The organism is Laspinema olomoucense D3b (assembly GCF_025370785.1).
Taxonomy (GTDB): domain Bacteria; phylum Cyanobacteriota; class Cyanobacteriia; order Cyanobacteriales; family Laspinemataceae; genus Laspinema; species Laspinema olomoucense.
Map to the genome: position 1 here is coordinate 21,464 of NZ_JAMXFA010000045.1, position 25,067 is coordinate 46,530.

At 48.7% G+C, this 25,067-nt stretch carries 23 protein-coding genes and 1 tRNA gene; 12 read left to right on the top strand and 12 right to left on the bottom strand.

All coding sequences use genetic code 11. The features are described 5' to 3' along the window. Positions 1-121: 121 nt before the first annotated feature. Positions 122-571, top strand: a complete 450-nt coding sequence (locus NG792_RS24335; protein WP_261199196.1) for an SRPBCC family protein — start codon at positions 122-124, stop codon at positions 569-571. On the opposite strand, the gene NG792_RS24340 is transcribed toward NG792_RS24335, so the two are convergent. The 4 genes from NG792_RS24340 to NG792_RS24355 all read right to left on the bottom strand — a co-directional run bounded on the left by NG792_RS24340 (position 562) and on the right by NG792_RS24355 (position 4,965). Continuing rightward, the gene (locus NG792_RS24340) at positions 562-2,412 is read right to left on the bottom strand and encodes a CBS domain-containing protein (RefSeq protein WP_261199197.1); all 1,851 of its coding nucleotides are present in this window, start codon (positions 2,410-2,412) and stop codon (positions 562-564) included. The genes NG792_RS24335 and NG792_RS24340 overlap by 10 nt on opposite strands. 284 nt (positions 2,413-2,696) lie before the next feature. Further along, entirely contained in the window at positions 2,697-2,936 is a 240-nt protein-coding gene (locus NG792_RS24345) for a 2Fe-2S iron-sulfur cluster-binding protein (protein WP_261199198.1), read from the bottom strand. 105 nt (positions 2,937-3,041) lie between these two features. Beyond that, on the bottom strand, positions 3,042-4,523 hold the full coding sequence (gene cobQ / locus NG792_RS24350) for a cobyric acid synthase CobQ (protein ID WP_261199199.1): 1,482 nt from the start codon (positions 4,521-4,523) through the stop codon (positions 3,042-3,044). A gap of 28 nt (positions 4,524-4,551) precedes the next feature. Then, the gene (locus NG792_RS24355; protein WP_261199200.1) at positions 4,552-4,965 is read right to left on the bottom strand and encodes an Npun_F0494 family protein; all 414 of its coding nucleotides are present in this window, start codon (positions 4,963-4,965) and stop codon (positions 4,552-4,554) included. A gap of 410 nt (positions 4,966-5,375) precedes the next feature. Between NG792_RS24355 and NG792_RS24360 the strand changes: the two genes are divergently transcribed. From NG792_RS24360 to NG792_RS24370, 3 genes are all read left to right on the top strand, one after another. Further along, on the top strand, positions 5,376-5,816 hold the full coding sequence (locus NG792_RS24360) for a peroxiredoxin (RefSeq protein ID WP_261199201.1): 441 nt from the start codon (positions 5,376-5,378) through the stop codon (positions 5,814-5,816). Between the two features lie 421 nt (positions 5,817-6,237). After that, positions 6,238-8,601 carry a C39 family peptidase gene (locus NG792_RS24365; protein ID WP_261237103.1) on the top strand — a complete coding sequence of 788 codons (2,364 nt, stop codon included), beginning with the start codon at positions 6,238-6,240 and terminating at the stop codon, positions 8,599-8,601. A gap of 246 nt (positions 8,602-8,847) precedes the next feature. Further along, positions 8,848-9,321 (top strand): Tic20 family protein, encoded by a 474-nt coding sequence (locus NG792_RS24370; RefSeq protein WP_261237104.1) that lies wholly within the window; start codon positions 8,848-8,850, stop codon positions 9,319-9,321. A gap of 58 nt (positions 9,322-9,379) precedes the next feature. On the opposite strand, the gene NG792_RS24375 is transcribed toward NG792_RS24370, so the two are convergent. Then, complete coding sequence (locus NG792_RS24375) at positions 9,380-10,171, bottom strand: fumarylacetoacetate hydrolase family protein (RefSeq protein WP_261199204.1); 792 nt, start codon at positions 10,169-10,171, stop codon at positions 9,380-9,382. A gap of 657 nt (positions 10,172-10,828) precedes the next feature. Here NG792_RS24375 and rpsF point away from each other — a divergent pair. From rpsF to NG792_RS24400, 5 genes are all read left to right on the top strand, one after another. Beyond that, entirely contained in the window at positions 10,829-11,158 is a 330-nt protein-coding gene (rpsF, locus tag NG792_RS24380; RefSeq protein ID WP_261199205.1) for a 30S ribosomal protein S6, read from the top strand. Between the two features lie 206 nt (positions 11,159-11,364). Beyond that, the gene (gene rplU, locus NG792_RS24385) at positions 11,365-11,748 is read left to right on the top strand and encodes a 50S ribosomal protein L21 (RefSeq protein ID WP_254563386.1); all 384 of its coding nucleotides are present in this window, start codon (positions 11,365-11,367) and stop codon (positions 11,746-11,748) included. A gap of 142 nt (positions 11,749-11,890) precedes the next feature. Continuing rightward, positions 11,891-12,178: a 50S ribosomal protein L27 gene (gene rpmA, locus NG792_RS24390; protein ID WP_015146648.1), complete on the top strand. Its 288-nt coding sequence runs from the start codon at positions 11,891-11,893 to the stop codon at positions 12,176-12,178. Between the two features lie 554 nt (positions 12,179-12,732). After that, complete coding sequence (gene hemB / locus NG792_RS24395; RefSeq protein WP_261237105.1) at positions 12,733-13,722, top strand: porphobilinogen synthase; 990 nt, start codon at positions 12,733-12,735, stop codon at positions 13,720-13,722. Between the two features lie 629 nt (positions 13,723-14,351). Beyond that, complete coding sequence (locus tag NG792_RS24400; protein WP_261199207.1) at positions 14,352-14,825, top strand: GNAT family N-acetyltransferase; 474 nt, start codon at positions 14,352-14,354, stop codon at positions 14,823-14,825. Here the strand turns inward: NG792_RS24400 and NG792_RS24405 are convergent. The 6 genes from NG792_RS24405 to NG792_RS24430 form a co-directional block, all read right to left on the bottom strand. Continuing rightward, positions 14,782-15,807, bottom strand: coding sequence for a sensor histidine kinase (locus tag NG792_RS24405; protein ID WP_261199208.1), 1,026 nt, complete (start codon positions 15,805-15,807; stop codon positions 14,782-14,784). The genes NG792_RS24400 and NG792_RS24405 overlap by 44 nt on opposite strands. Positions 15,808-15,818: 11 nt before the next feature. Continuing rightward, positions 15,819-16,430 (bottom strand): L-threonylcarbamoyladenylate synthase, encoded by a 612-nt coding sequence (locus NG792_RS24410; protein WP_261237106.1) that lies wholly within the window; start codon positions 16,428-16,430, stop codon positions 15,819-15,821. Between the two features lie 23 nt (positions 16,431-16,453). Continuing rightward, positions 16,454-17,383 carry a peptide chain release factor N(5)-glutamine methyltransferase gene (gene prmC / locus NG792_RS24415; protein WP_261237107.1) on the bottom strand — a complete coding sequence of 310 codons (930 nt, stop codon included), beginning with the start codon at positions 17,381-17,383 and terminating at the stop codon, positions 16,454-16,456. Between the two features lie 84 nt (positions 17,384-17,467). Beyond that, positions 17,468-18,289: a Tic22 family protein gene (locus tag NG792_RS24420; RefSeq protein WP_261237108.1), complete on the bottom strand. Its 822-nt coding sequence runs from the start codon at positions 18,287-18,289 to the stop codon at positions 17,468-17,470. A gap of 650 nt (positions 18,290-18,939) precedes the next feature. Next, positions 18,940-19,013 (bottom strand) — tRNA-Pro (locus tag NG792_RS24425). Between the two features lie 446 nt (positions 19,014-19,459). Beyond that, positions 19,460-19,678 (bottom strand): hypothetical protein, encoded by a 219-nt coding sequence (locus NG792_RS24430; protein WP_261199212.1) that lies wholly within the window; start codon positions 19,676-19,678, stop codon positions 19,460-19,462. A gap of 771 nt (positions 19,679-20,449) precedes the next feature. Here NG792_RS24430 and NG792_RS24435 point away from each other — a divergent pair. Together NG792_RS24435 and NG792_RS24440 are read left to right on the top strand one after the other, a co-directional pair. After that, a complete protein-coding gene (locus NG792_RS24435) occupies positions 20,450-21,262 on the top strand; it encodes a carbon-nitrogen hydrolase family protein (protein ID WP_261237109.1) in 813 nt (270 codons plus the stop codon). A 298-nt stretch (positions 21,263-21,560) separates the two neighbouring features. Further along, positions 21,561-23,000, top strand: a complete 1,440-nt coding sequence (locus NG792_RS24440; protein ID WP_261199214.1) for a cation:proton antiporter — start codon at positions 21,561-21,563, stop codon at positions 22,998-23,000. 295 nt (positions 23,001-23,295) lie between these two features. Here NG792_RS24440 and NG792_RS24445 read toward each other — a convergent pair whose 3' ends face one another. After that, the gene (locus NG792_RS24445; RefSeq protein WP_261199215.1) at positions 23,296-23,682 is read right to left on the bottom strand and encodes a BON domain-containing protein; all 387 of its coding nucleotides are present in this window, start codon (positions 23,680-23,682) and stop codon (positions 23,296-23,298) included. A 561-nt stretch (positions 23,683-24,243) separates the two neighbouring features. Here NG792_RS24445 and ilvN point away from each other — a divergent pair. Continuing rightward, positions 24,244-24,774: an acetolactate synthase small subunit gene (gene ilvN / locus NG792_RS24450; RefSeq protein ID WP_015146637.1), complete on the top strand. Its 531-nt coding sequence runs from the start codon at positions 24,244-24,246 to the stop codon at positions 24,772-24,774. The last annotated feature ends 293 nt before the right edge of the window (positions 24,775-25,067 follow it).

Consider the following 25,067-nt stretch of genomic DNA (forward strand, 5'->3'; position numbering starts at 1 on the left):
CCGGTTGTCACAAACCCGCTTTATTCTTGAGCCTGCGTAGGCAGGCTTTGTCTGTATAGCCCCACCCTTTAGGGTGCGGGTTGTTACCCTATAAACTATCAATTTAAACCTTTAAATTCTGATGACAAACTGGTTAGAACATAGCGTCTTAGTAGAAGTCAATACCCCCATTGATCATGTGTGGAGTCTCTGGTCGGATTTAGAGCAGATGCCGCGCTGGATGAAATGGATCGAATCGGTGCATATTTTAGAGGAAGACCCAGAATTATCTCGCTGGAAATTAGCCTCGGGTGGATTTGAATTTAGTTGGCTGTCGCGGATTTTGAAAATTGTTCCGAACCAAATTATTCAATGGGAATCCGTGGACGGATTGCCCAATCGCGGGGCAATTCGCTTTTACGATCGCCATCAAGAAGGCAGTATGGTTAAACTCACCGTCGCCTATGCCATTCCCGGCCTTCTGGGGCAAATTATGGATAATTTATTTTTAGGTCGCGTCGTAGAATCTACAATTCAAGCGGATTTAGAACGATTTCGGGAGTATGCGATCGCGGACTATTCTCAACCGTAATCGACCCAGGAACCCTCAGCATTCTCCCTCAAATCACCCGCTGATTCTGGAGTTAAGGGTAAAGTTACGGTAAAGGTTGTCCCCACATTGACTTCACTCTCTACTGCAATCTCACCGTGATGAGCTTCTACGCAGTTTTTCACAATCGTCAGTCCTAGTCCCGTTCCCGGGATTGTACCCACATTTCTCGCCCGGTGGAAGGACTGGAACAAGCGTTTACGGTCCTCTACCGGAATCCCGATCCCACTATCACGAATTTTAAAAATAGCCTGATTGTCTTGACAAATTAAATCAAAATAAATGGGACTCGTAGAAGGGGAATATTTGCAAGCATTGGTGAGCAAATTGCCCAGAATGTAGCGCAGCAGCTTTTCATCCAGACAGGCATCCTGAGTCGCACCGACTGCCTGAAAGATAATAGAATGATTTTCGATATCGCTAAATTGCCGTTCTTCGACCAAATCCTGACATAATGTGACTAAATCCAGGGGCTGTGGTTCATACTCTAATTGTCGATTTTCCACCCGACCCAGAACCAACAAATCATTAATCATTTGTTCCATATATTCGGCAGTTCTCTGAATCATTTGCAGGTAATTAAACCGTTGTTCTTCGGTTATTTTATCGGCAAATCGTTCCAATAATTGGGAGGCACATAAAATCGAAGTGAGGGGATTTCGGAACTCGTGAGTCACCATTGAAGTGAAGCTCGATTTCAGTTCATTCAGTTCCTTTTCTTGAGCAAGGGCCCGATTTAATTCTTCCTGGGCCTGTTGACGTTCTAAAATCTCTTTTTGCAAGAGTTCGTTGGTCTCGGTGAGTTCAACAAGCTGTTCTTCAACGGATTGCTGCAAGATCTCAATCACCCGATACATTTCCATTGGATCAAAGGCTTGCAGCAGGGTAGATTGGGTGACAATTCCTAACAGTTCCCCCTGTTCCGAGACGACAACCAACCGGCGTACAGACCACTGTTTCATGATCTGATGAGCATTCCACAGGGAGTCATGGGGTTTGAGGGAAAATAAAGGTTGACTCATCACCATCGCCGCCGAGGTGTTGTTCAAATCCAGATCTAGGGCATGAAATTGCACGAGGTCCCGTTCTGTGACCATCCCGACGGCTAGGGCTCGGATTTCCCGGAAATTCTCGGCTTGAGGGTCCGATTTTGGGGGAGAAATGGGGACGCCTTGAACGGAACCCTCGGGTAGGTTAGGGTTCAGGGTGTCTGGCATCTGGGTAATCACCACACAGCTAACCTTGTGTCGAGACATCAATTCCGCCAGGGACAGCAAGGATGCAGTCGGGGGTGCGGTCACTACCCCGCGTATCATCACTTCTAAGACCGATCGCGCCTTGAGGAGATTGACCGGCTGTAGCACTTTTCGGATACTACCATGACTCAACATCCCTAACACTTGCCCTTGTTGGCTGACAATGGGCAAGTGACGAATACAATGTTTTTGCATCAGGGAGAGGACTTGAAACAGGTCCTGAAACTCTGACTCCAGTAAGGTAATTACCTCCCTCGTCATGACTTCGGCAATGGCGATATTGACAATTTTCACCCCTGCGGCACACAAATGCACCACATCGCGTTCGCTAAAAATTCCCCGTAATTGCTCACCCTCCATCACCAATACACAGCCGTCGCCCACATCATCCAGGGGGCTGAATGCCATTGATACGGTGACATCGGTGAGGGCGCAACTGGCTCTAGCGTGAGCCATTTGGGTAATGACATCAATCAGGGGGGTATCAGGAGAAACGACCATCGGCGATCGGTTGATCGCTTGTTCTAAGTCGGGGGAATAGAAGGGTAAATAATTAGGTTGCAGCATAGTAATTCGACAGGAGGCTGAAGGGGAGCCAGAGAAGGGCGATCGGAGTCTAAGGCATCGGTATCGCCTGGAGTGCTTCTTTTAAGATAAGCTAGAATTTTCTGAAATTTAAAATCTTTAACCCGTTAACCCAAGACCGGGGATTGTCAGTCAATTTACCACAATTTTGTTCTGAGGATACTAACCCTTTTCCCATTGGGTGAGATAGGGAGCAACATCAAAGACCCTCTCTGATTGTGGGAAAGGGATTTAGGATGAAGATTGCACCGGGTGAGATTTACCTTTTACCAGGTGGGATCGATATAGATATTAATGGTGACCTGTTCTTGGCCCCCAGGCACGCCAGAAATACAGGAACAAACGGTGCGATCGCCATTAATTTCGACTTCACAAGCATGACAAGACCCCATTAAACATCCCGTGGGAATCATAATTCCCGCCCGTTTTGCCACCTCTAACAAGGGTTCTCCGACCTCAGCTTTTACCGTAATGCGATCGGGTAAAAAAATAACATCTACACTCATAATTTTAGCGGCGGTGAAGGGTAACTTTTCATTGGGTTTTTCTCCAGGCGATCGGCCCCAGACTCATTGCGCTCTTTTCCCCTTGAACCCCTAGGGATTTGCTCGTTATAACAAGGGGGTTAAATCTAAATGCGCTTCCACAATCGTTGCCAAAGCATCAATAATTTCTTCGCGTTGGTCTCGGTAGTTAGCAATCCCTGTGGGTAAAGATTTTAACCCTCTTTGATTGCGGAGGCGATTTAACCAAGCCCGCCGCCAAGGTCCATTATCAAACAGACCATGCAAATAGCAACCCCAAACCGATTGCTCTTTATCCACCAGCCCCAAATTCAAATCATCAAATAGGGGTTTAATATCGGGAGATAACGCCCCATTGAACCGTTCGCTCGGTTGCGTCCGACCCTGATGAATTTCATAACCCGTAACGGGTAAACCCGGGGTGGGATAATTAGAATTAACCACCCGCTGTCGGGAGATTTTATGATTGGTAATTACCGTTTTAATCGGCAACAGATTCAACCCCTCAAATCGTCCTTCGACCCCTTCAACCCCTTCCGGGTCCGCCACCACTTGGCCTAACATTTGGTATCCGCCACAAATGCCTAAAACCGTTCCGCCCCCAGCCACATAGTTTTGCAATTCCTCGGCCATCCCCGTTTGTTTCAGAACGAGTAAATCGGCGATTGTTGTTTTAGAACCGGGGATAATCACTGCATCGGGATAGCCCAAAGATTGCTTGGGGTTGATATATTTGAGGGTTACACTCGGTTCGGCTTCTAAGGGGTCAAAATCTGTAAAGTTAGAAATTCTGGGTAAGCGAATTACTGCAATGGTAATTTCGCTCTCTTCTTTGTGACTAGGCGGATTTAATAAACTCAGGGAGTCTTCTGCGGGAAACATTTCTGTGATCCAAGGAATGACGCCGAGCACGGGAATGCCGGTGTATTCCTCTAACCAGGTAATGCCCGAGTCCAGGAGCGATCGCTGTCCTCTAAACTTATTAATAATAACCCCACGAATTAAAGCCCGTTCTTCGGGGTCTAATAAGGCTAAAGTGCCAACCACATGAGCAAATGCACCGCCTCGGTCAATATCTACCACCAAAACAGTGGGCGCGTTGAGATGTTTGGCAACGCGCATATTCGTTAAATCTCGATGTTTGAGGTTAATTTCTGCGGGACTTCCGGCCCCTTCGCAGACGATGATATCAAATTCTTTTGCAAGGGAGTTTAAGGACTCAACGATCGCACTCCAACCGCGATCAAAAAACTGTTCATAATATTCTGCTGCGCCGACTCTGCCCTCGGGTTTTCCTCGGAGAATGACTTGCGAAGTCATGTCTCCTTGGGGTTTTAATAAAATTGGGTTCATTTCCACTTCCGGGGCAATTCCGGCAGCCCAGGCTTGTACCGCTTGGGCGTAGCCGATTTCTCCCCCTTTGAGGGTAACGTAGGCGTTTAAGGCCATGTTTTGGCCTTTAAAAGGGGCAACGCGCATCCCTCGGCGATAGAGGATTCGGCACAGGGCCGTGGCGATCGCAGATTTCCCGGCGTGGGATGTGGTCCCCACAACCATAATGGCTTTCATAATGGCAGAAATTTCTGTTGTGGTTTTGCTAAAAGGTTGGAAATCGCACCCAACGATTGAGAAAATTATAAAGGCGATCGCTCCAAGATGGGGGGGGAATTTCCCCCGGGGACTGTTCCCATAAAGCCACCAGTTGCCGTCCCAAGGGAGTGAGGCGGAAACTATCGGTAATCCCTTGACCATCGACTTCTCGACGCAATACACCCAGTTGAATCAGCCACAATAGGCTATTTTCCACACTACGTTCGTTGAGAGGCGATCGCGCATAGTTGTTTTGGACTCCGGCTGCATCGACGATTGCCAATAACGGCACACTGCGATCGCGCATGGTCACAAATAATTTTAGTTTAAAGGGCAAACACTTCATTCCCCTAGCCGCCCGTTTTAAGGTGCGTTCGGGATATTCAATTCTGTGGGTTTTCTGGGGTTGAACGGCAGTCATGGCGATCCTAAGACTAGGGCATGGATAGTTTTAGATTAACTCCGATCTTACCCTCTCCAGCCCTGGAGTTGAGCTTCGTCGGACATAAAATATCCACCGGATTCCCCTGATTCACCGGATCAGACCCCTGGCCCGGGCCTACTTCATATTGACAAAATGACCCGAAACTGATAGATAGAATTCGGCATAATCGCCCCGGCGACTTTAGACCGGCTTTTGCCAGGATTCTCCCGGAAGTGGCTTCCCCCAGAGGCGATCGCCTCCCTCACCCTTTTCCTTTTTGATGAGTCATTCCCGATTCACATTATTCAGTACGGAAATCTCCCCCTTACCCCACTCTTTTTTCCTTGTGTAAATTGAGGTTTGATGATACAATTACCAGACATCAAACTTAGGAAAAAACACCATTTATGACCTTACCTGTCGGCACAGCAGCCCCGGCATTTACTGCCCGAGATACCAATGGCAACCTCGTCAAACTTTCTGATTTTGCCGGAAAAACCCTAGTATTGTACTTTTACCCCAAAGATGATACTCCGGGCTGTACCAAAGAAGCCTGTAGTTTTCGCGACTCCTATTCCGAATTTAGAAACAAAGATATCGGTGTATTAGGAGTCAGCCGAGATGATGAAGCTTCCCATCAACAATTTACCCAAAAGTTTAATCTTCCCTTTCCCCTCTTAGCGGATACGGATGGTGCCATTACCAAAGCCTATGATGTAGAAAAGGGCACCTATTCTAAGCGGGTCACCTACATTATTGATGCGATCGGCAAGATCTCCCAAGTTTACGAAGGGGACAATCTGAATACTGAAACACACGGTCCCGATATTCTTGCCGCCATCCATTAGAATTCACTAACAAAGGCGATACCGCAGCCCTGCTCAAAGTATTCTGGCAGCACTGCTCTAACTTCTAACTCCCTTGGGGGTAAAGTCCAGCTTAGAAACCGGGTTTTTTGACAGCATTTTTGCTAAGTTGCAGCAAATTTGGACAAAAACCCGGTTTCTGGTCTCCGGGATTCAATTTTGTAGCAACATTTTAAGGATGCAACTGACCAAACATCAGGGCATTGGAGACTTGAGTACCCGATGCCACCTCCAGACAGTCCCCTGGAGGTTTTTTTATGGACCTAACAATTAATCCCCTAAATTCATCAGGATAACTGAGGAAAAAAGATTATTCCGGATAGAATCTAGGCTCATAAGTAACAGGGTCTTATGGGGTAGGCAGGAAGTCTTCCTCCTGTTGATATTACTGTGAGCAGAACCGATGAGTTTAGGCAATTCCTTTACTTTAAAAATTCTCCATGACACTTTTTTAAAAGTGTCTCCTGCATCATCTTCTAGTTTAACGGCAAACCACAAGGTAGAGCTAAAAGCGGGAGAGACCGTTGAGATTAAAAGCTATGAATTGAGCGCCGGTCATTTCCGAGTCCAATTAGCAAAAGGAATCGCCCCAGTGGGTGAAACCGGCTACTTTTATGAAAAGCATATCGAACTCATTCCCAACCTGGTTAACTGTACTTTCAACAGCGGTAATTCCACCGAACCCCCCCCAGGTTTTGGGTTGCTAACCATCTTAGAAACCACCAAAATCAAAGCCAAACCCGAAGACTCCTCGCAATTGAGCGATCGCGAACAAGCGGAACTGCAAGCGGGTCAAACCTTTTTAATCACGGGCCATGCTTGCGTTCCCGGCCATTTTCTAGTCTCCCTCGCCGAAGAAATCCCCGGATTTGGGAACCGGGGTTATCTTTATCATCCCCATGTTAGCCTCAAAAAAGATGGCAAGGCGATCGACTACGACCCCAACGCCGTTACCCTGACCATTCTCCAAACCACCCCCTTCAAAAAACAACCCATTGACTCTAGTCAACTTCCCCCGGAAGATCTATACGCCCTCAAATCCGGCGAAATTTATGGCGTAGCCAGCTATGCAATGGAATCGGGTCATTTAAAAATTTCCCTGACAGAAAACCTGCCGCAATTTGGCAATACTGGCTACCTTTTCCCGGATTTTGTCCAACTAAATCGGGACAATACGCCAATTAGTACCGGGTTTGGCCTCACCTATCAAGGTCCGACGGAAGTTTTAGTCGAAAAACCTGTGATTCTTAAAGGCACTTATGAACCCCAGAAAATTGCCACTGTCACCGTATCTGCCGAAGATAAATTTTCCCTGCCGGTGCAATTAAATCCCAGTGCAGGCACTTGGCAAGTGAATTTAACTAACGGATTTAGTGGGGCGGGCGCTCGCTGGTTACGCCTCAAAGGAACCGATTCTCGGGGTCAATTGATTGGGTCTGACGTGATTAATATTAATGTCACCACAGATCCGGCAACGGTTGGAGAAGCTTTAACTTTAAAAATTCAGCAGGATACCTTTTTTAAGGTTTCTCCAGTGGATTCCGCCAGTCTGAATACCCAGCAAAAAGTTCTACTTAAGGCAGGGATGACGGTTCAAATTAGCCGTTATGGATTATTAGATGGTCATCTCAAAGTTACTCTCAATAGTCCGATTCAACCCATCGGTGAGTTTGGCTATGTTTATGAAGGCCATGTGCAACTGAGCAAAGGGAGTAAAGTTTTCAATTTTAATATTGAGGATGTCCAGATTGCTGGAACTCCCGCCCAAATGTTGGTCACCAAAACCACGTTAATTAAGGCGCAACCTGTTGATTCTGCGAATCTTTCTGCGGGTCAAAAAGCTGAGTTGCTGCTGGGTAAAACCCTGGGAATTACTGGCTATGCCTGTACCTCCGGGCATTTCCGGGTAACTTTGAGTGAGTCGATTCCCGGTTTTGGGAATGTGGGGTATGTGTATTGGCAGCACGTTCAAATTAAGAATCGGGATCAGGTGGTGTCGTTTGATTCCGATGCGTTGACAGCAACGATTCGGGAGACGACGGCGTTTAAGAAACAACCTGTTGATGCAGCGCGGTTGAGTGCTACGGATAAGGTGACTTTACCCCTGGGACGGGTGTATGGAGTGGCGAGTTATGCGATCGAATCGGGACATTTGAAAGCGTCGTTAACCGAAGAGTTTCCTGGGTTTGGAAATACGGGTTATCTGTTTCCGGGACATCTGCTGATGCAGCGTGGGGGTCGCACCTTTGATCCAGTCCCGAATCAAATCGAACTGAATGTGCCGTATTTTTCCCAACGGGATAATCCTCGCTACTATTGGTCTACCTGCAATGTGACCTCGATCGCGATGGTGTTTCATTACTATGGCCTCCGGTCCAAGCGGGGGGGTCAGTTGGAGGATGAACTGCTGCAATGGTGTTTCAACTATGGCGGAGTCGGGTCCCAAACGGATCACAGTGTTCTATCGGCGATGGTCCGCGCTTATGGGTTTAAGCATCGCTTTATCACCACCAGTACCTGGTCTGAGGTGAAGAATGAGCTAATCAATCGCCGTCCTGTGGTGATTGCCGGATACTTTACCGCAACGGGGCATATTATCACGATTATCGGCTATAACCGGCAAGGTTTTATTGTTCAAGACCCTTGGGGAGATGCGCTGACGGGTTACAGCCATACGGAAGGACGCCGGTTGATGTATCCCTACAGCTATATGGACCGGGTGTGCGGTCCTGATGGTAATGTTTGGATCCATTCGATTCAGAAGTAGGTCTGAACTACAGGAACTGTAGGATACCGATGCCCTATCCGGGGTACAATTTAGAAACGGGAGGGTGCGATCGCCCTCCCGTTTCTGTGGTGAGCAGCCCCCAGAGGCGGCGACGTGAGTCGGTATTGTTATCAAGGCACAGCCGATCCCGACTCTAAACTCTAAATCCTCAAATCCTCTACCTGCGTTATCCTGAGCTTAGAGGCCATGTAAGTATTAATCATTGAAACTCAGGAGATTAAAACGATGAGTTGGAACAGTTCTACCCCAGTACCTGATCGCATTTTTGCGAGTTTGCCCTACCTACTGCCCCTGATTGTAGGGGTGCAATTTGGCATTTTTTTGTTCAAAGAGTTTCCCTTTCTTGCCCTCTTCTTTGTCCCCCTACAACCTTTAATGAGCCTGTATTATGGCATTCCATTTGCGAGCCTGATTATCTTTTTCGTCCTGCTGTTTGCTGTAGTTAGAAACGACAATATCAGTCGCTTCATTCGGTTTAATACCATGCAGGCCATCCTGCTTGATATTATTTTAGCTATCACGGGTTTGGTGGTGGAACTGCTCGGGAAGGCCCTCCCTGCCTTGGCGGTGCAGACGCTGTTTAATATGCTGTTTTTGGGAACGATCGCAGCGGTGGTTTACTCGGTGGTGCAGTCCTTGTTAGGGCGCTATGCGGAAATTCCGACGATTTCTGAAGCGGTGCATATGCAGGTTCGCTAGAACGGACCAGCAGCCATTGGCTGCTGGTACAGCAATTAAAGCAGCCGACGACGACGGACTATAGAGCCGATGGGGTAAGGCGTTGCCTGACGGTATTTTCTAAGCTGCCAATGCCTTCGATTTCCACCCGGACGCGATCGCCCACTTGCAAGGGTCCTATCCCTTCCGGGGTTCCCGTCAATACCACATCTCCTGGGAGTAGGGTCATCACCTGAGAAATATAGGAGACCAATACATCCGGGGGAAAGACCATATTATCAATGATGCTCGATTGCACAGGTTCGGGGGCATTATTGACAAAAGTCTGTAAACCTGCTCCAGGACTGAGTTCTCGGACAATCCAAGGTCCTAAGGGACAAAAGGTATCAAATCCCTTGCCTCGGGTCCATTGACCATCTTTTTTCTGTAAGTCCCTCGCCGTCACATCATTGGCGATCGTGTATCCCCAAATTTTCCCCGTTGCCTCCTCCGGCGTACAATCGACGCACCGTTCACCAATCACAAGGGCCAATTCTCCCTCATAATCGACCCGCTCAGACTGAGGCGGATAGGCGATCTCGTCTCCATTGGCAATCACAGTAGTCGGGGGTTTCAAAAAGAGTAGGGGTTCTCTAGGAACTGGCGTTCCCATCTCAGCGGCATGATCTGCATAATTTTTGCCGACGGCGACAATTTTTGACGGAACGCAAGGCGCTAAAAGCCTGTACGTGTCTGGTTCTAGGAACCGCTCAGTCGGTTGTCCCTTTAACCAGGGGGGCGCATCAAGCAACTGAACGCCTCTACTCAATTGAAGTAATCCATAGTAAATCCGTCCCTCTGGGGTTTGGATTCGGACGTAGCGCTGTGCCATAACGTTGATTTATGCCCTCTGTCGTAGTGTGATGTTTGGCTCTTGTGACCCTAGTCTTAGGAGTTTTAGAATTAGTCTTCAGCAGTTCTTTAGCACCCTCTTCATCGCCCCAAATGGTATCCTGTCCTTGGGTTAAAAAGATCTCCTTTGGTCATCACATCTAAAAAAAATATCGCATCACTCCACTCCTGTTAAATAAAACAACTTTTTCTCCGTTGGGGTGGTTGTGACTACAAGAGTGAAGTGGCCAATTCGGAAGAGGGATCACCGAGCAGTTCCCAGGACTGCTGAGGTCAGATACATAGAGATCTCAGCACAGCAGCAGAGGACCTAGGGGTTAAGCCCAGCTCTGCGCCTCAGCGCTTTACGCAGGCCCAAGTTCTAACCCTCGGGGTCTGCACCTCACGGGACTGTCCAAGGCTAGAGGGTGCTATCAATGGCGCCGGACTTTTTTGGGCAAGGGTGCAGAAATGGGAAACCGATATGATAAGATAAAAAATTGCGCGTAAAATCAAGGCTATAGGGGAAAAACTCCCTGAACCTTGTCATGCCTTGCTTCTTCACAACAATGGCCGAACAAAAGCCAGTTTGACAAGATCGGCGGGCGATCGCGCCAAGAGCGAAGAAGCCATTTAGTCCATAAGGAGATTTCCTGCAATGCGGTATATTTACGAAACCATGTACATCCTGCGTCCCGACCTCGGAGAGGAACTCACCGAGGGGGCGATCGCCAAATATCAAGGCATCTTACAAGAGAATGGGGTCACCACTGTGGAGACTCAACACCGGGGTAAGCGTCGCCTTGCTTATGAAATCGGCAAGCATCGCGATGGCATCTACATTCAAATGAACTATGAATGTGATGGCAGCCAAGTGGCCCCCTTAGAACGAGCCATGCGGTTGAGTGAAGACGTGATTCGCTATCTCACCATCAAGCAAACCGTTCGGGAAGTCGAGGCGGAAGAAGAGGTTGAGGCAACGGCTTAATCCGGACTCAACCCGACCTGCTGAGGCGGTTGCATCCATCGCCCTTGCAGCAATTCATTGACAGGCGATCGGCGATCGTGCAACTATAAAAGATTGGCTGTCTATATTAAGCTCGGATCAGGTTCAGCCCTGATAAAAGCTGGGGCGATCGCTCATCTGTAGACCGATCAACCCGCTACCTGTACGGCACACTCCACCAGAATTCTATGACTTACGCAATTATCGAAACCGGCGGCAAACAACTACGAGTAGAACCCGGTCGTTTCTACGACATCGAGTTACTTCCCGTAGATGCCGAAGAAAGCATTACCCTGGAAAATCTCTTACTGATTCAGCATGAAGATCAGGTTCATATCGGTCAACCCTTTGTAGAAGGCGCGACCCTCCAAGCGACCGTCATGCAGCATTACCGGGGTCGCAAGGTGATCGTCTATAAGATGAAACCCAAAAAGAAAACCCGCAAAAAGCGCGGACATCGCCAAGAAATCACTCGGCTGATGATCGACTCCATCAGCTTGAATGGGGCGGTGTTAGCATCGGCTGAAAATAACACCCCAGCCTCATCTACCCCCTCAACTGAGGCAGAATAAGAACAGCGGGAATCGAGGAGTCAGTTGGAGGGGCATTAAGCGATGGCGCAGTCCGGACAACGGACCCTACCATTAGGCCCTTCCCAGGGCTACCCTTTCCCAAGATTCAATCCTGAAATTACCGAAGTAACACAGAGGAACTATGGCTCATAAGAAAGGTACGGGTAGTACACGCAACGGACGTGACTCTAATGCCCAGCGTCTTGGCGTCAAGCGCTATGGCGGTCAAGTCGTGCGCGCCGGAAATATCCTAGTCCGTCAGCGCGGCACCAAGTTTCACCCTGGACAAAATGTGGGTCGCGGCAGTGACGATACTTTGTTTGCCCTGATTGATGGGGTTGTCACTTTTGAACGTAAGGGCAAGAGTGGTAAAAAAATCAGTGTTTATGCAGTGGCAGCAACGGCTGAACCCGTGGCAGTTGAAGCATAAATGGCTTAATCCAGTCCAAGGGATTAAGAAAAGGGCAGATGCGATCGCGTCTGCCCTTTTTTTTCGGCTTTTTTCTGACCAACCATACGTTCAGCGGGATTGGCCTCACATTTAAGAGCAGATCCGGTCCCCTCCCCTTGGCAAGGGGAGGGTTAGGGTGGGGTGTTGGCGGTGACTTGCCAAAGCCACGTCAGGAGGAATGAGTGGGTGGAGGGTGTCGGCGGTGACTTGCTTAACCAAGTCACGAAGAAAGAGGTTGGCACCCGGCTCCATACAGGCGATTAAACCCGCAAGAGTGACGCGCAGTCGGAGGTAAGCGGAGCTATCCCGTAGGGAATCGCCCAAGAAGAACCCCACCCTAACCCTCCCCTTGCTAAGGGGAGGGGACCGGAGGTGGAGTTAAGCGTAAAAAACTTACTCTTGTAAGCCCCCAACAACTCACCGATCGCCCAGGAAACAAGATGTTACAAAACGTAACTAAATGCGCCAGCGATCGCCAGATAACTCTAGACTAAAGTCTTGAAACTGTCGCGCATTCCTTCCTTAATTCAGATATGTTTCCAACTCATCGCCCTCGCCGTTTGCGTCAGCACCCCCAACTCCGCCGAATGGTGCGGGAAAACCTCCTCACCACCAGCGACTTAATCTATCCCCTGTTTGCAGTCCCGGGGGAATCTGTCGCCAAGGAAGTCTCATCCATGCCAGGAGTCTATCAACTCTCGGTGGATAAAATTGTCGAAGAAGCTAAAGAAGTCTATGACTTGGGCATTCCTGCCATTATCCTCTTTGGCATTCCCGAGAATAAAGATCTTGAGGCAACCGGCGCATGGCATGATTGCGGAATTGTCCAGAAAGCAACCGCAGCGGTGAAAGCAGCGGTTCCCGACCTCCTGGTGATCGTGGATACCTGTCTGTGTGAGTACACCAGTCATGGACATTGCGGCTATTTAGAAGTAGGGGACCTAATGGGGCGGGTGCTCAACGATCCCACCCTGGAGTTGCTGAAGAAAACGGCGATCGCCCAAGCGAAAGCAGGCGCAGATATTATCGCACCGTCAGGGATGATGGATGGATTCGTTCAGGCGATCCGGTCTGGATTAGATGGGGCGGGATTTGAAGATATACCCATCCTGTCTTATGCGGCGAAATATGCCTCCGCCTATTATGGCCCGTTCCGAGATGCCGCAGATTCCTCTCCTCAATTTGGCGATCGGCGCACCTATCAAATGGATCCGGCCAATGGTCGGGAGGCCCTTACAGAAATTGAACTGGACATCCAGGAAGGGGCCGATATGCTCATGGTCAAACCGGCCCTTGCCTATATGGATATTATCTGGCGCGTCAAACAGGCGAGTAACCTGCCCGTTGCCGCTTATAACGTTTCTGGGGAGTATGCGATGGTCAAAGCTGCGGCCCTCAATGGTTGGATTGATGAGGAACGAGTGGTGATCGAAACCTTAACCGGCTTCAAGCGCGCCGGTGCGGACCTGATTCTCACCTACCATGCGAAAGATGCGGCCCGGTGGCTGGCAAACCAGTCCTAACCCATCGGTTTCTAAAAACCTTCTCTTAGCCCGCCTGTGCGGGCTTTATTCTTGCTGCCTCAACTCTAAGGGCATTCTGACGGTGGATATCGGAGTGCAGAATTTTTGGCGGGGAATGGTCTGAAACAGCCCAATCGTCACCCCCGCGCGACCCCGGATATTTACTGAACAAGAGGGGTAGAGAACTCCAGAAAACTGTCGGACTATTTGTTACCGCTTTTGGGCCAAAATGTCAAGAAATTATGATATAAAGAATTAGAATTAAGGTAGTTAATTTATCAGTTATGTTATAAAAAGAGTTATACGATTAAAAATTATCGCATTTTAGGAATCAACAGTAGAACCCTTTGGCTTAGACTTCAGAACGCAATTGCCCAGGGAAATAGGAAACAACCAGTCCTTGTGATCGGAGGGGGAAACTTATTCTCACCTTTGTTACAAACAAGGAAACCTCGGGGGAGTGAATGAGCGGAACTATACTACCCACTCATTCATAAAAGCTTATACCTTCCCATCAATACCCAGAGTTGGGGTCAAGTCAAGCCCGAGAGTGTTAAAGACCAGAAAGCACTCGATTTCAAAAGCGATTGGTCAATAAATTTAGACATCAAGTGAGTAGGAAAAGGACGATGGATTGCAGTCACATTCAATTTCGCGATCGCAAAGAAGACGTAGATATCCACCAGCTTCAAAGGCTATTTGAACTCACCGCTTTTTGGGCGAAAGAGCGAAAAATTGAAGATTTAGCTATTGCGATCGCCAACAGCGATCCTGTGATTACCGTTTGGGAAGGAGAGCGTCTGATTGGGTTAGCCCGCGCCACCTCTGACGGCATTTATCGAGCTACAATTTGGGATGTAATTATTCACCCCGAATATCAAGGCGTGGGATTGGGACGCAAATTAGTTGAAACCCTTTTAAGTCATCCCCGGATGAATCGAGTGGAGCGAGTTTACCTGATGACCACTCATCAGCAACGATTCTATGAGCGAATTGGTTTCCAGGAAAACTCAACCACGACAATGGTCCTCTACAATAACCAAAACTTCACTGAAGAACTTAAGACTCGCGAAGTGCTTGTGGAAGCGAGCATTGAAGTCTAGTTATTTCTGAACTCTCTACGGCTCGAAGCTCCTCCGGCACCGGACCCGCTTCAACTATTTCTAAATGGCCGCCCATCAGTTCCAAAATGCTCTGATTCATCATCAAAATCGTACCGGGTGACAGATCTACCTCAGTTTCGGGAGTCCGTTCCTTGCGGTTCTTTTGGAGTTGCAGGAAATCCAGGGGTTCGGAAAAACAATGAGGCGGAAGGGGAAGATCGATGGAGATGATCACATCACCCCCCGAGGTTTTACTCGGGGTTGATTTGCTTGATCCAGATAAGGGGGAAACTTTTGCACAAATGGCGATGCGACCATTCCCAACGGGATTAATAGCTAGATCAATAAAGGTAACGAGAACCTGAGTCAAACAGCGCTGGTCCGCAAAAATGGAAATTTTAGGGTCTGGTTGGGAAATTTGCAACGAGATATTGCGGTTAGCGGCTTGGAGTTCAGTTAAATAATGGACTTCTTCAAACACATCGGCAAGATGGAGGATTTCTAGTTTTAGGGGGTTGCGACCTTCCTCAATTCGAGAGACTTCGATAATGCGATCGAGCATTTGAATCATCTTGTGAACGGAGTTATTGGCCTGGACCAAAAACTCTCGTTCTTCTGCGGGATTATCGCACAAATCGCTTAAAATTAATTGATGAACGCCGATTAAACTATTCAAAGGCGATCGCAACTCATGGGAAATTCGAGACAAAAAACCAGCTTTAAACTGACACATTTGACGAGTCAGTAGATAATCAAGCTGAGTTTCTTTGAGGCGAGTCGATAGGTTAGAGTCTCCTAAATGTGTACCTTGACTTGCGGGTAAATTGGTACTCTGATCCGGTCTGTAGCGCGATCGCATCAGCCATCCACTTCCAAACCCAAACCCCACAGCACCGAGTGCATAGATCCCATAGATCCAGTCCATAGTTTGCCCGAAATTCCAACCTAATTCCTGAACGCTGATTGCGGTGGTAAGAGACATGGCATCCCCGCTCATCTTCCCCTATCCACGCTGTTTGAGTCTAACTCAACGACACCTTGACGGAGAATTTCCCAACTTTGCCCCGTCCACTTTGCCACGGTGGAGGGGACGCCACTGGCCGTCGCGTTCGGTTCCGACGGAGCCCATTCCAGAGTCACCACTTGGGGAAAGCGCGAACTAATCTCTGCCATTGTTTGCAACGGGGGCTCCCCACTGAGATTAGCGCTCGTCGTGGCTAAAGGGCCAGTTTGAGCCAAAATCCTGCGGGCGATCGCCTGATTGGGAACTCGAATCCCGATGGTACTCGGGTCCACTGGATTCATCACCGAGGGTACCGCAGCAGAAGCGGGTAAAACCAATGTTAACGCACCGGGCCAATGTCGGTTCGCCACCCCTTGCCAAATTTGCAACTCACTCTCCGTCCTTTGCACAAAAGGCCAGAGGTCAACTTCTGTGGCCCCCATCAAAATTAGGGGTTTATCCAGACTGCGTTGTTTGACGGCAAAGATGGACTCAGCGCGACTGGGCAGAACTGCTAATGCCGGGACCGTATCCGTGGGGAAACTCACGACCTGACCCCCCAGGGCCGCCTCAATCAACGCTTGTTCTGAAACTGATGTCATCGTGACGTTTAGGACCCTCAATGTTAACTACGGTAAGCTCGGGCAAATCGCTCAATCCCTGCTAAATCTGAGAATATCTCAATTTGGGAATAACTGCCTTGGTGTTGTAGTAACTCCATGACAGTAGGGGCTTGTCCTGCCATCATTTCCAAGAGCAAAAGCCCACCGGGACATAAATAAGTCGGTGCCGTAGCAATCAGATGGCGAATGCAGTCTAATCCATCGGGTCCGCCATCCAGGGCGATCGCCGGTTCATGGTTGGCGACTTCCGGTTCTAACTCCCCTAGCATGGCGGTGGGGATATAGGGGGGATTGGAGACAATGCCCCGGAGTCGGTTGAGTCCCTGGAAGGGATGTAATGGCTCAAACCAGGATCCGCAATAAAATTGAATGCGATCGCCGTATCCCAGATTGAAGGCATTCTCTCGGGCGATCGCCAGGGCAGCTTCTGAACGGTCCACCGCATGAAGGGTAACCTTTGGTAAGACTTCCGCCAAACCGAGGGCGATCGCTCCACTGCCGGTCCCCAAATCAGCCCAGTCGCCCTCCGTTAAGGGGGTGTCCAGATGCGGACGTGACTCGCATTGGGTTGAGCTCACCGCTAAATCAATGGCCCATTCAGTTTCCGGTCGGGGGATGAGGACCCCCGGACTGACCCCTAAAGAAAAATTTCGCCAGGGGGTGACCCCGGCGAGATATTGGACTGGAACTCGGTCTTGAATCCGTTGGTGCCACTGTTCCTGGAGTTGGACCCAGGGGCGATTGAGGGGAATTTGCAGTCGCCCTTTATAGGAGTCCAGACGCAGGGCTAACTGATCCAAATCGCTGACCGATAGCAGCAGCCAATCTAGCTCGTCCAGCGGCACATTGGCCGCTATAGCAGCGGCGCGAGCTTCCTGACGCCACTGCCACAGTTCTAACCCAGAAACTGCCGGATCCGATGAACGGCTCATCGATAGTTTGGTCCTTTATCCGCGATCGTTTCCCCTAGCATCAATCGTTCTGGGTGTTTTCGTCAAGGGTGCAACCGCCCGGAGTTAAGGTTGTGCCGGTTCGGGTTGGGGTCTGGACTGGAGATATTCCAAGGTTTCCGTGGAAGGAACCAGGACAATTTTGGTCACCGCTGGGTCATTATTGTTTTCTAACTCTTCGATGACTTTCTCCAGATTACTGACCCGAACATCAATGCTGGGCGCTAAATCGGGCTGTTGTTCCCGCACTCGGGTTAACATGGATTCCAACTGCTCGCGATTGAAAAAGATGGGAATCAGTTGCTCGCCATTTTGTTCAATGGTCAAATAGCCTTGTTCTGGGCCAACTGTCGCATAAAAGAGCGGTACGCCATTAAATAAAGGCATTCCATTGGATTGCGGAATTTCCTGACCTTCCTGCTGTAGTTCCTCAGCGGCAAATTGCACCTGTTGTTGGACGGGAATGAAGGCAAATTCTACGCGTTCGGGATTATCGGCATTGGCTTGTTCTAGTTCATAAACCTTAGCCAAAGAAACGGGGACAACTTGGGTATTGCCCGCTAAATCGGGATTTTGTTGTTCTATTTTTTGAACAAACTGCTGGGCATCCCGTTGACTCATAAAGAAGCTGGCGATCGAAGCCTCCTCGTTATTATTGGTGACCGATGCAATTAAGGGAGTGCCTTCGGTGTTCGTTATTGTAAAGACTAGAACGGATTCTAGTTTTTTCATAATGTCTTGGGCGGGTAATGCGATCGCCCGATTCATTCCTGGTAGCAATTGCCCCAGAAGAACGCTTCCCATTAAACCGAGACTTGCACTCCAGCGGACTAAGGATTTCATTTTGACACCTGATAGCGATACGAGTTGATTTACTTGCTCCAACACATCAAACCTCAATCGGTTTTAGGCTAATTTTTTTGAAAGATTTGGTTTTATCTTTCGCGGTTTTTGCAATAGCTCGGTAAGTTTTGGGTTATCAAGCTTGCGAGATTCAGTTGCTCCTGGCTCAATCTACAACAGATTTTCCCCTAATTACAGAATTCTGAGGGATCCGGGTTGTTATCTGTAGCGTTTCTAAGGGCAACCCCGTTGGTAGTGTCGAGGACTATTCTGAATAGGGAAGAGTTCCGTTATCTGTTAAGATATGCGTAAGCCCCCTCTCCTCGGATCTGGCTCGAATCTCCTTTCAGTACCTAGACTTGCGCTGGGGTTTGCCCAGTGCCCAATTATCCTAAACACCGACTTTAACCCTGTTTAGCTGCCTTCAAGCTGGCTTCAGCCTGAGCGATCTAGCCCTTTATTATCGCAGTCTATTATAGCAGCCTAGCTATCTCTTATCATCCTCTTGGGGATACTCATTCCCAGGGTTTTATTTCGGTGTAGCGACAAAATGAACTCAAAAAAAATAGGTGTAATTTTAGAAATATCCCTCTTCATGACCCGGGAAGGGCGATCGCACCCCTGGTGACGACTTACCCCCGCTACCGAAGAATACTCTAAACCCCTGGTTCATTTTATTGACGAAATAGATAGAATCGGGATGACAGGATTTGAACCTGCGACATCCTGCTCCCAAAGCAGGCGCGCTACCAAGCTGCGCTACATCCCGGACAGTTGTTTTTAATTATAGCATCATCCTCCCCGGAAAAGTCAAGACTTTATTTTGGTGAGGGGGAAAGAGGCAATGAGGCAGTGGCGATCGCTCCTCTAAGGGGGGCCTTTATCCATAAAACCTCGGTTCGACAGGGGCTTTAGGGGCTAAACCCCATTCCCTCAAACCTTTGGAAGTACCCCATCCACCGCTTAAACAGCCTTAGCAACCCCTAGGATGGGCGCAACAAATTAAAATCAAGACTAGACCATCAGTACCCTCTTCAATCAAAGGAACTGTTAGCAGGTTTCTGGCCCTTTCTTTGGGGCAAATTGCTCCAGATTTTTTTAGAAAATCTGGTTTCTCCCCCATGCTGTACCCCGGATTAGACCCCCTTTGCTCCTCAAGCCCCATCCAGGGCGAAAAAATCAATAACCTAGACATCCAGACTGCTTTGATTGAGGTTAAGCTGCGGCGCTTATGTGCTGATGAGATTGCCGTAACTCCCGGGACTCTTGCCTAACTCGACCTTTCATCGCCTCCTTTTGCAACAGCATAAACGCCTGAAAATCTTCGATATCATATTGTGTCTGTTGTAACAACAAACGGAGGCGTTCTTCGGCTTCCAGGGTCAGATAACCTGTCACTAATGCCTGCTGTGCGATTTGGCTAATTACATTCATGAAAATGTACTCCTCATTAGATCAGTTTATAAAAATACCGTGCTGCCAATTCATGACCAACACAGTTCCTTTGTTGTTTCATGACGGTAAATAAATCAGAATAAAATCTATCTTTAGAAAGAAGAGGGTGGGCTTATCCTCCTTTAGGTAGAGGTCGGGCGGATTAAGAGGCTGACTATTGACGCCACAAGTGGAATTTACCCCTGGAAAGTGAAGTCAAGGATTAAAAGCCATTCAATTTTTTGCGATTTTAGGAGAATAGAATAATAAAAAACCGGGGATTTGGTGAGGGAACAAATAAAAATTGAATATAAAAAAATGGCTGTATTAATGTGGATTTTTAATAAGAAAGGGGTTTAGTTAAGGCTTTTACATCCCATTTAGGCGAGTTTGAGGGGTTAAGACTTAAGGGGAATTTCGCGGCCTTAACTCATGGGGCGCAGGGGAGAGACAAAGTTATTGACATTCCGACAGTTTTATGATTAAAAATGGCAAATAATGGGGAACCTGGGAGAAAAAAGAGGGGTGGTTCTTGGGGGTGGAGGAGATAAGGGTTTAGGCGGTGAGGAGGCATTGTTTCGGTGGGTTAAATCTCTGATAAAATTGGGGATCAATTAGGAAGTCTATCTAGTCGGGGCGATCGCGCTTTTGGGGATTGTCCGGCGATCGCCAGCCCATCGGTATTTAGGCAATCTCGTCAGCGATCGCACCGCCTACCCAACCGACTAGAGCCAGACCCTCCTAACCTGCTAAAAATTTCGAGTTGCATAGATGAAATCTTACCTAGCTGCCGCGATTCAAATGACCAGCGTGCCGGACCTTGCCAAAAACTTGGCTCAGGCAGAAGAACTGATCGATCTGGCTGTGCGCCGGGGTGCCGAATTAATTGGGTTACCGGAGAATTTTTCGTTTTTGGGAGAGGAATCAGAAAAGGTTCACCAAGCTGAAGCGATCGCCGTTGAAAGCGAAAAATTTGTCAAAACAATGGCTCAGCGGTATCAAGTCACCATCCTCGGAGGTGGCTTTCCTGTACCCGTAAATCAAGCTCAAGTTTACAACACGGCCATCCTGGTAGAACCGAATGGACAGGAAGTGGCACGGTATCAAAAAGTCCATCTATTTGATGTCAACGTTCCCGATGGGAACACCTATCAAGAATCAAGTACGGTTAAAGCAGGAGAGGTCCTCCCCCCGATTTATCACTCCGAGAAACTCGGGAATCTGGGATTATCAGTCTGTTATGACGTGCGCTTTCCGGAACTGTATCGCCATCTTTCTTATAAAGGGGCAGAAGTTTTATTTATCCCGGCTGCCTTTACGGCTTATACCGGCAAAGATCATTGGCAGATCTTGCTACAAGCGCGGGCGATTGAAAATACCTGTTATGCGATCGCCCCGGCACAAACTGGGCGGCACTATGGCATGAGACATACCCACGGTCACGCCCTAATTATCGACCCCTGGGGTACAATTTTAGCCGATGCCGGAGACAAACCCGGAGTAGCGATCGCCGAAATCAGCCCCTCGCGCCTCGAACAAGTGCGTCGCCAAATGCCCTCTTTGCAACACCGAGTTTTTATTTAACTGAGCGGTCCTCCCCTTTGGACCCGGAACCTTAGTGGCAGAAGACATCTGGCCGGTTTTGCCCCTCGTCCTCGGGCCTGACAACCCTCGGTAATTATAGTAACCATAAGATTTTTTGCGATCGGACTCGCTGCTTATGGGAAGACAATAAATCCAGACTGACGCTTCAAATCCGATAACAACCGCCATCCGCATTTTGGACTGTGATGATGACTTTTGAAATTCGGTTTCTGAGTTCGAGGGCGTCAGTCTGGTGAACAAAACAGGTACATTAGACAGGACGAGTTCTGCAAAATAAATGGCAGAGAGCCTTATATGGGTGAATTCCCTCACCACAACACTTTTTAATTCCTTCCTGGACCAAACTCTTCCCCTGCTGGCAACAGCAGGAACCGAAGTGGCCCCAGCCGCTCACTCGGTGAAGGTAGACGAAGCGATCGTCGTAGCGGGAGTGCTACTGAGTTTAGTTGTGATTTACCTCGCCAGCAAAATTGGCGGCGAGATTTGTGCGCGGATTAACCTGCCTCCGGTTTTAGGTGACCTTGTGGGCGGTGTCATCATTGGGGTTTCCGTCCTCAAGCTGATTGTTTTCCCTGAAGGCGGGGAAGATGGCAGCAGTTCGGTGCTCATGAACTTCCTGCAAAGCACCACCAGTTTGGAACCCGAAGCCCTTGCGGCCACCTTTGCCGCCCAGAGTGAAGTCATTGCAATTTTGGCAGAACTCGGGGTGATTATTTTGCTGTTTGAAATTGGTCTGGAATCAGAACTCAAAGAACTGATTAAATACGGACCCCAAGCAGCAGTGGTGGCCGTGGTTGGGGTGGTTTTACCCTTTGGTGCGGGAACCCTGGGCTTAATTAGCCTGTTTCATGTCGCCACCATCCCAGCCATTTTTGCCGGGGCAGCCCTGACTGCGACCAGTATCGGCATTACCGCCAAGGTTCTGGCTGAAATTGGCCGTCTGGGTGACAAAGAAGGCCAGATTATTATTGGTGCAGCGGTGCTCGATGATATCCTCGGGATTATTGTCTTGGCCGTTGTCGCCAGTCTAGTCAAAACGGGTGAAATCGAAATCACCAATATTGCCTATTTGATTGTCAGTGCAGGCGCTTTCTTAATCGGTGTGATTATCTTGGGACGCTTTCTGAGTCCCTATTATGTGGCTTTTGTCAAAGAACTCAAGACCCGTGGACCTTTGCTAATTACGGCCCTAATTATTGCCTTTGTCCTCTCTTATGTGGGTGCGGCAATTCGATTAGAAGCCATTCTGGGGGCATTTGCTGCCGGGTTAGTTCTTGGGGAAACGGAAAAACAACAGGAACTGCAGGAAGATGTGGTTCCCCTGGCGGATTTCTTTGTTCCGATTTTCTTCGTGGTAGTCGGTGCCAAAACGAATCTGGGAGTTCTCAATCCGGCGGTTCCCAGCAATCGCGAAGGGCTGATTATTGCCGCCTTTCTGATTGTGGTGGCGATGATAGGGAAGGTGATGGCGGGGTTTGCCGTTTTTGGTCAACCGGGTATCAACCGACTGGCGATCGGCATCGGCATGATTCCCCGAGGGGAAGTTGGATTAGTCTTTGCTGGGGTGGGAGTCGCCAGTGGCGCACTCTCTCCGTCCCTAGAAGCGGCGATTATTATGATGGTGATTCTAACAACGTTTGTAGCACCCCCGTTGTTGCGCGTGGCGTTTAAAGATCCATTACCCGAACCGGAAAGTGCTGGATCTGCTCCGAAGTGATCTAGCAATTTTCAACCCGAATCGGGATTGTCGGGTGTGTCAGAGCGAACGGTTACCCCCGGTAACTGAGAGGTTCTGACGCACCCTATCCACTCCTTCGGAAGGGTCAGAATTAATTTGAGATGGGTTATCTAATTATTTTTTAGAGTAACCTGCTTTGGGAAATTCTCATTGCACCGATATTGTGGAAACGCAAACAAGATAGGGGTATAGCAATGCTATACCCCTAGAGTGAGACCTAGAAAGCTCGCTCGTTGGAAATTCGTTCTATTTTAAAGTTCCCGAAAGGGGAAAATTAGCCAACTTTTACTTCAGTTGTCTTAACATCCTTGGCCCCATAAACCCCACGAGCGATTCCCACCACTCGATCCAAATCGGCTTGGGAAGGAATTTCTCCTTTAAATACCACGGTACTGCTAGTTTGGGCGATCCAGAGACGGTCAAAATTGGTGGTACTGGGATTTTCATCCAGGGCCAGGGCCACACGCTTGGCGAGGCCGCTCTCGTCATATTCCCCATTTAATCCTAACCGTTCTGGGGGAATGTCTGGCTTTTGGGGTGCGGCTGGAACGGAATAGGTCTGTGCGGGAGCAGAAGGATTTGAGGCTGGGGGTGCTTGCACCGTTGTCTCTTTAGATTTGTCCGGTTTTCCGATATTGAATAATTTTTGTAACAAACCCATTTGTCATTGACTCCTAAATTTTCAAGGGTTTCCAGATTTTATGCGAACTTCAGAGTGGTTCCATTCCATCTCTAGGAGGATTTCTCAGTCAACTGTCAGCGTAAACTGGTAGAAATCCGGGTTCGCCTCCATCCTATCGTTTGATAGTCGCTATCATTGTAGCCTCGTTAACTCCCCAGGAGCCCAGCACCGAGGAGGATCTGGGTGGGGAATTAGGTCCCTGGGTGGGGAGACTGAGGCATTTTTCGGGGGAGATGCTGGGGATCCGGAAAAATGAGCAGCCCTCAAATTCAGTCTGCAAGGGTTTTAAAGGAAAACCGCCGAGGCTGGGTAATTTTAGAACGGGGTCAGAGTGGGGGATTTATCAATCTGTAACCCTTACGGAGTTTGCTTTTCGAGTTAAGGATGGAGGGGCAGCGGTCCCCTGGATAAATGACCAGAGTTGAGGATTTTGTTAAAAAATTGGGGTTACCCTGGCAGGGCAGGATAAAATTAGCTGGCATAGACTGAATGGAATACAAAAAATAGTAGCGATCGCCCTGGTGGGGTCGCTTTTGTCCTATGAAACATACTCTGTCTGTTTTGGTGGAAGATGAAGCCGGGGTCTTGAGCCGGATTGCTGGACTGTTTGCCCGTCGCGGGTTCAATATCGAAAGTCTGGCGGTGGGTCCAGCAGAACAATTAGGCATTTCTCGGATTACAATGGTGGTACCCGGGGACGATCGCGTGATTGAACAGCTTACGAAACAACTATATAAGCTGATTAATGTGATCAAGGTGCAGGATATCACGGAGACTCCCTGCGTCGAACGGGAGTTGATGCTGCTGAAGGTGAATGCGAACAGCAATAACCGCCCTGAAATTGTGGAACTAGCCCAAATTTTCCGGGCGCGGGTGGTAGACGTGGCGGAAGATTCGCTGATTATTGAAGTGGTGGGAGATCCGGGTAAAATGGTGGCGATCGTCCAGGTCCTCGCCAAGTTCGGTATCCGCGAAATTTCCCGCACAGGTAAAATTGCCCTGACTCGCGAATCGGGGGTGAATACGGAGTTTCTCAAGTCATTGGAAGCGAAAATGTTTCCAATTTCTTAATGCCGGTGTAGGCACTTCATCGCTGTCGGACAAAAAAACCTGTGGGTTGATAGAACCTATGCCTGTTGCACGGAGTTCAATCACCCACTCTTGGGGCGATCGCCTATTTATTGGAAGGCGATCGCTAAATTTTTTTCTCTTAATCAACTCAAAAAATTGTGTAACCCCTTAAGGCGCACCTGTGAGTCATCCCGCCTCCAGGAACGGTGATAACAAATTGCCCCTTATGCTGCCTGTTGTTGTTGTTGCTTCACAACCAACCATTTTCCCGTATCGGGGTCGCGATAGGTGAT

Bases quoted from the DNA above. Each gene is read 5' to 3' on its own strand.
- NG792_RS24335 (WP_261199196.1), top strand. From the start codon at position 122: ATGACAAACTGGTTAGAACATAGCGTCTTAGTAGAAGTCAATACCCCC.
- NG792_RS24340 (WP_261199197.1), bottom strand. From the start codon at position 2,412: ATGCTGCAACCTAATTATTTACCCTTCTATTCCCCCGACTTAGAACAA.
- NG792_RS24345 (WP_261199198.1), bottom strand. From the start codon at position 2,936: ATGAGTGTAGATGTTATTTTTTTACCCGATCGCATTACGGTAAAAGCT.
- cobQ (WP_261199199.1), bottom strand. From the start codon at position 4,523: ATGAAAGCCATTATGGTTGTGGGGACCACATCCCACGCCGGGAAATCT.
- NG792_RS24355 (WP_261199200.1), bottom strand. From the start codon at position 4,965: ATGACTGCCGTTCAACCCCAGAAAACCCACAGAATTGAATATCCCGAA.
- NG792_RS24360 (WP_261199201.1), top strand. From the start codon at position 5,376: ATGACCTTACCTGTCGGCACAGCAGCCCCGGCATTTACTGCCCGAGAT.
- NG792_RS24365 (WP_261237103.1), top strand. From the start codon at position 6,238: ATGAGTTTAGGCAATTCCTTTACTTTAAAAATTCTCCATGACACTTTT.
- NG792_RS24370 (WP_261237104.1), top strand. From the start codon at position 8,848: ATGAGTTGGAACAGTTCTACCCCAGTACCTGATCGCATTTTTGCGAGT.
- NG792_RS24375 (WP_261199204.1), bottom strand. From the start codon at position 10,171: ATGGCACAGCGCTACGTCCGAATCCAAACCCCAGAGGGACGGATTTAC.
- rpsF (WP_261199205.1), top strand. From the start codon at position 10,829: ATGCGGTATATTTACGAAACCATGTACATCCTGCGTCCCGACCTCGGA.
- rplU (WP_254563386.1), top strand. From the start codon at position 11,365: ATGACTTACGCAATTATCGAAACCGGCGGCAAACAACTACGAGTAGAA.
- rpmA (WP_015146648.1), top strand. From the start codon at position 11,891: ATGGCTCATAAGAAAGGTACGGGTAGTACACGCAACGGACGTGACTCT.
- hemB (WP_261237105.1), top strand. From the start codon at position 12,733: ATGTTTCCAACTCATCGCCCTCGCCGTTTGCGTCAGCACCCCCAACTC.
- NG792_RS24400 (WP_261199207.1), top strand. From the start codon at position 14,352: ATGGATTGCAGTCACATTCAATTTCGCGATCGCAAAGAAGACGTAGAT.
- NG792_RS24405 (WP_261199208.1), bottom strand. From the start codon at position 15,807: ATGTCTCTTACCACCGCAATCAGCGTTCAGGAATTAGGTTGGAATTTC.
- NG792_RS24410 (WP_261237106.1), bottom strand. From the start codon at position 16,430: ATGACATCAGTTTCAGAACAAGCGTTGATTGAGGCGGCCCTGGGGGGT.
- prmC (WP_261237107.1), bottom strand. From the start codon at position 17,383: ATGAGCCGTTCATCGGATCCGGCAGTTTCTGGGTTAGAACTGTGGCAG.
- NG792_RS24430 (WP_261199212.1), bottom strand. From the start codon at position 19,678: ATGAATGTAATTAGCCAAATCGCACAGCAGGCATTAGTGACAGGTTAT.
- NG792_RS24435 (WP_261237109.1), top strand. From the start codon at position 20,450: ATGAAATCTTACCTAGCTGCCGCGATTCAAATGACCAGCGTGCCGGAC.
- NG792_RS24440 (WP_261199214.1), top strand. From the start codon at position 21,561: ATGGCAGAGAGCCTTATATGGGTGAATTCCCTCACCACAACACTTTTT.
- NG792_RS24445 (WP_261199215.1), bottom strand. From the start codon at position 23,682: ATGGGTTTGTTACAAAAATTATTCAATATCGGAAAACCGGACAAATCT.
- ilvN (WP_015146637.1), top strand. From the start codon at position 24,244: ATGAAACATACTCTGTCTGTTTTGGTGGAAGATGAAGCCGGGGTCTTG.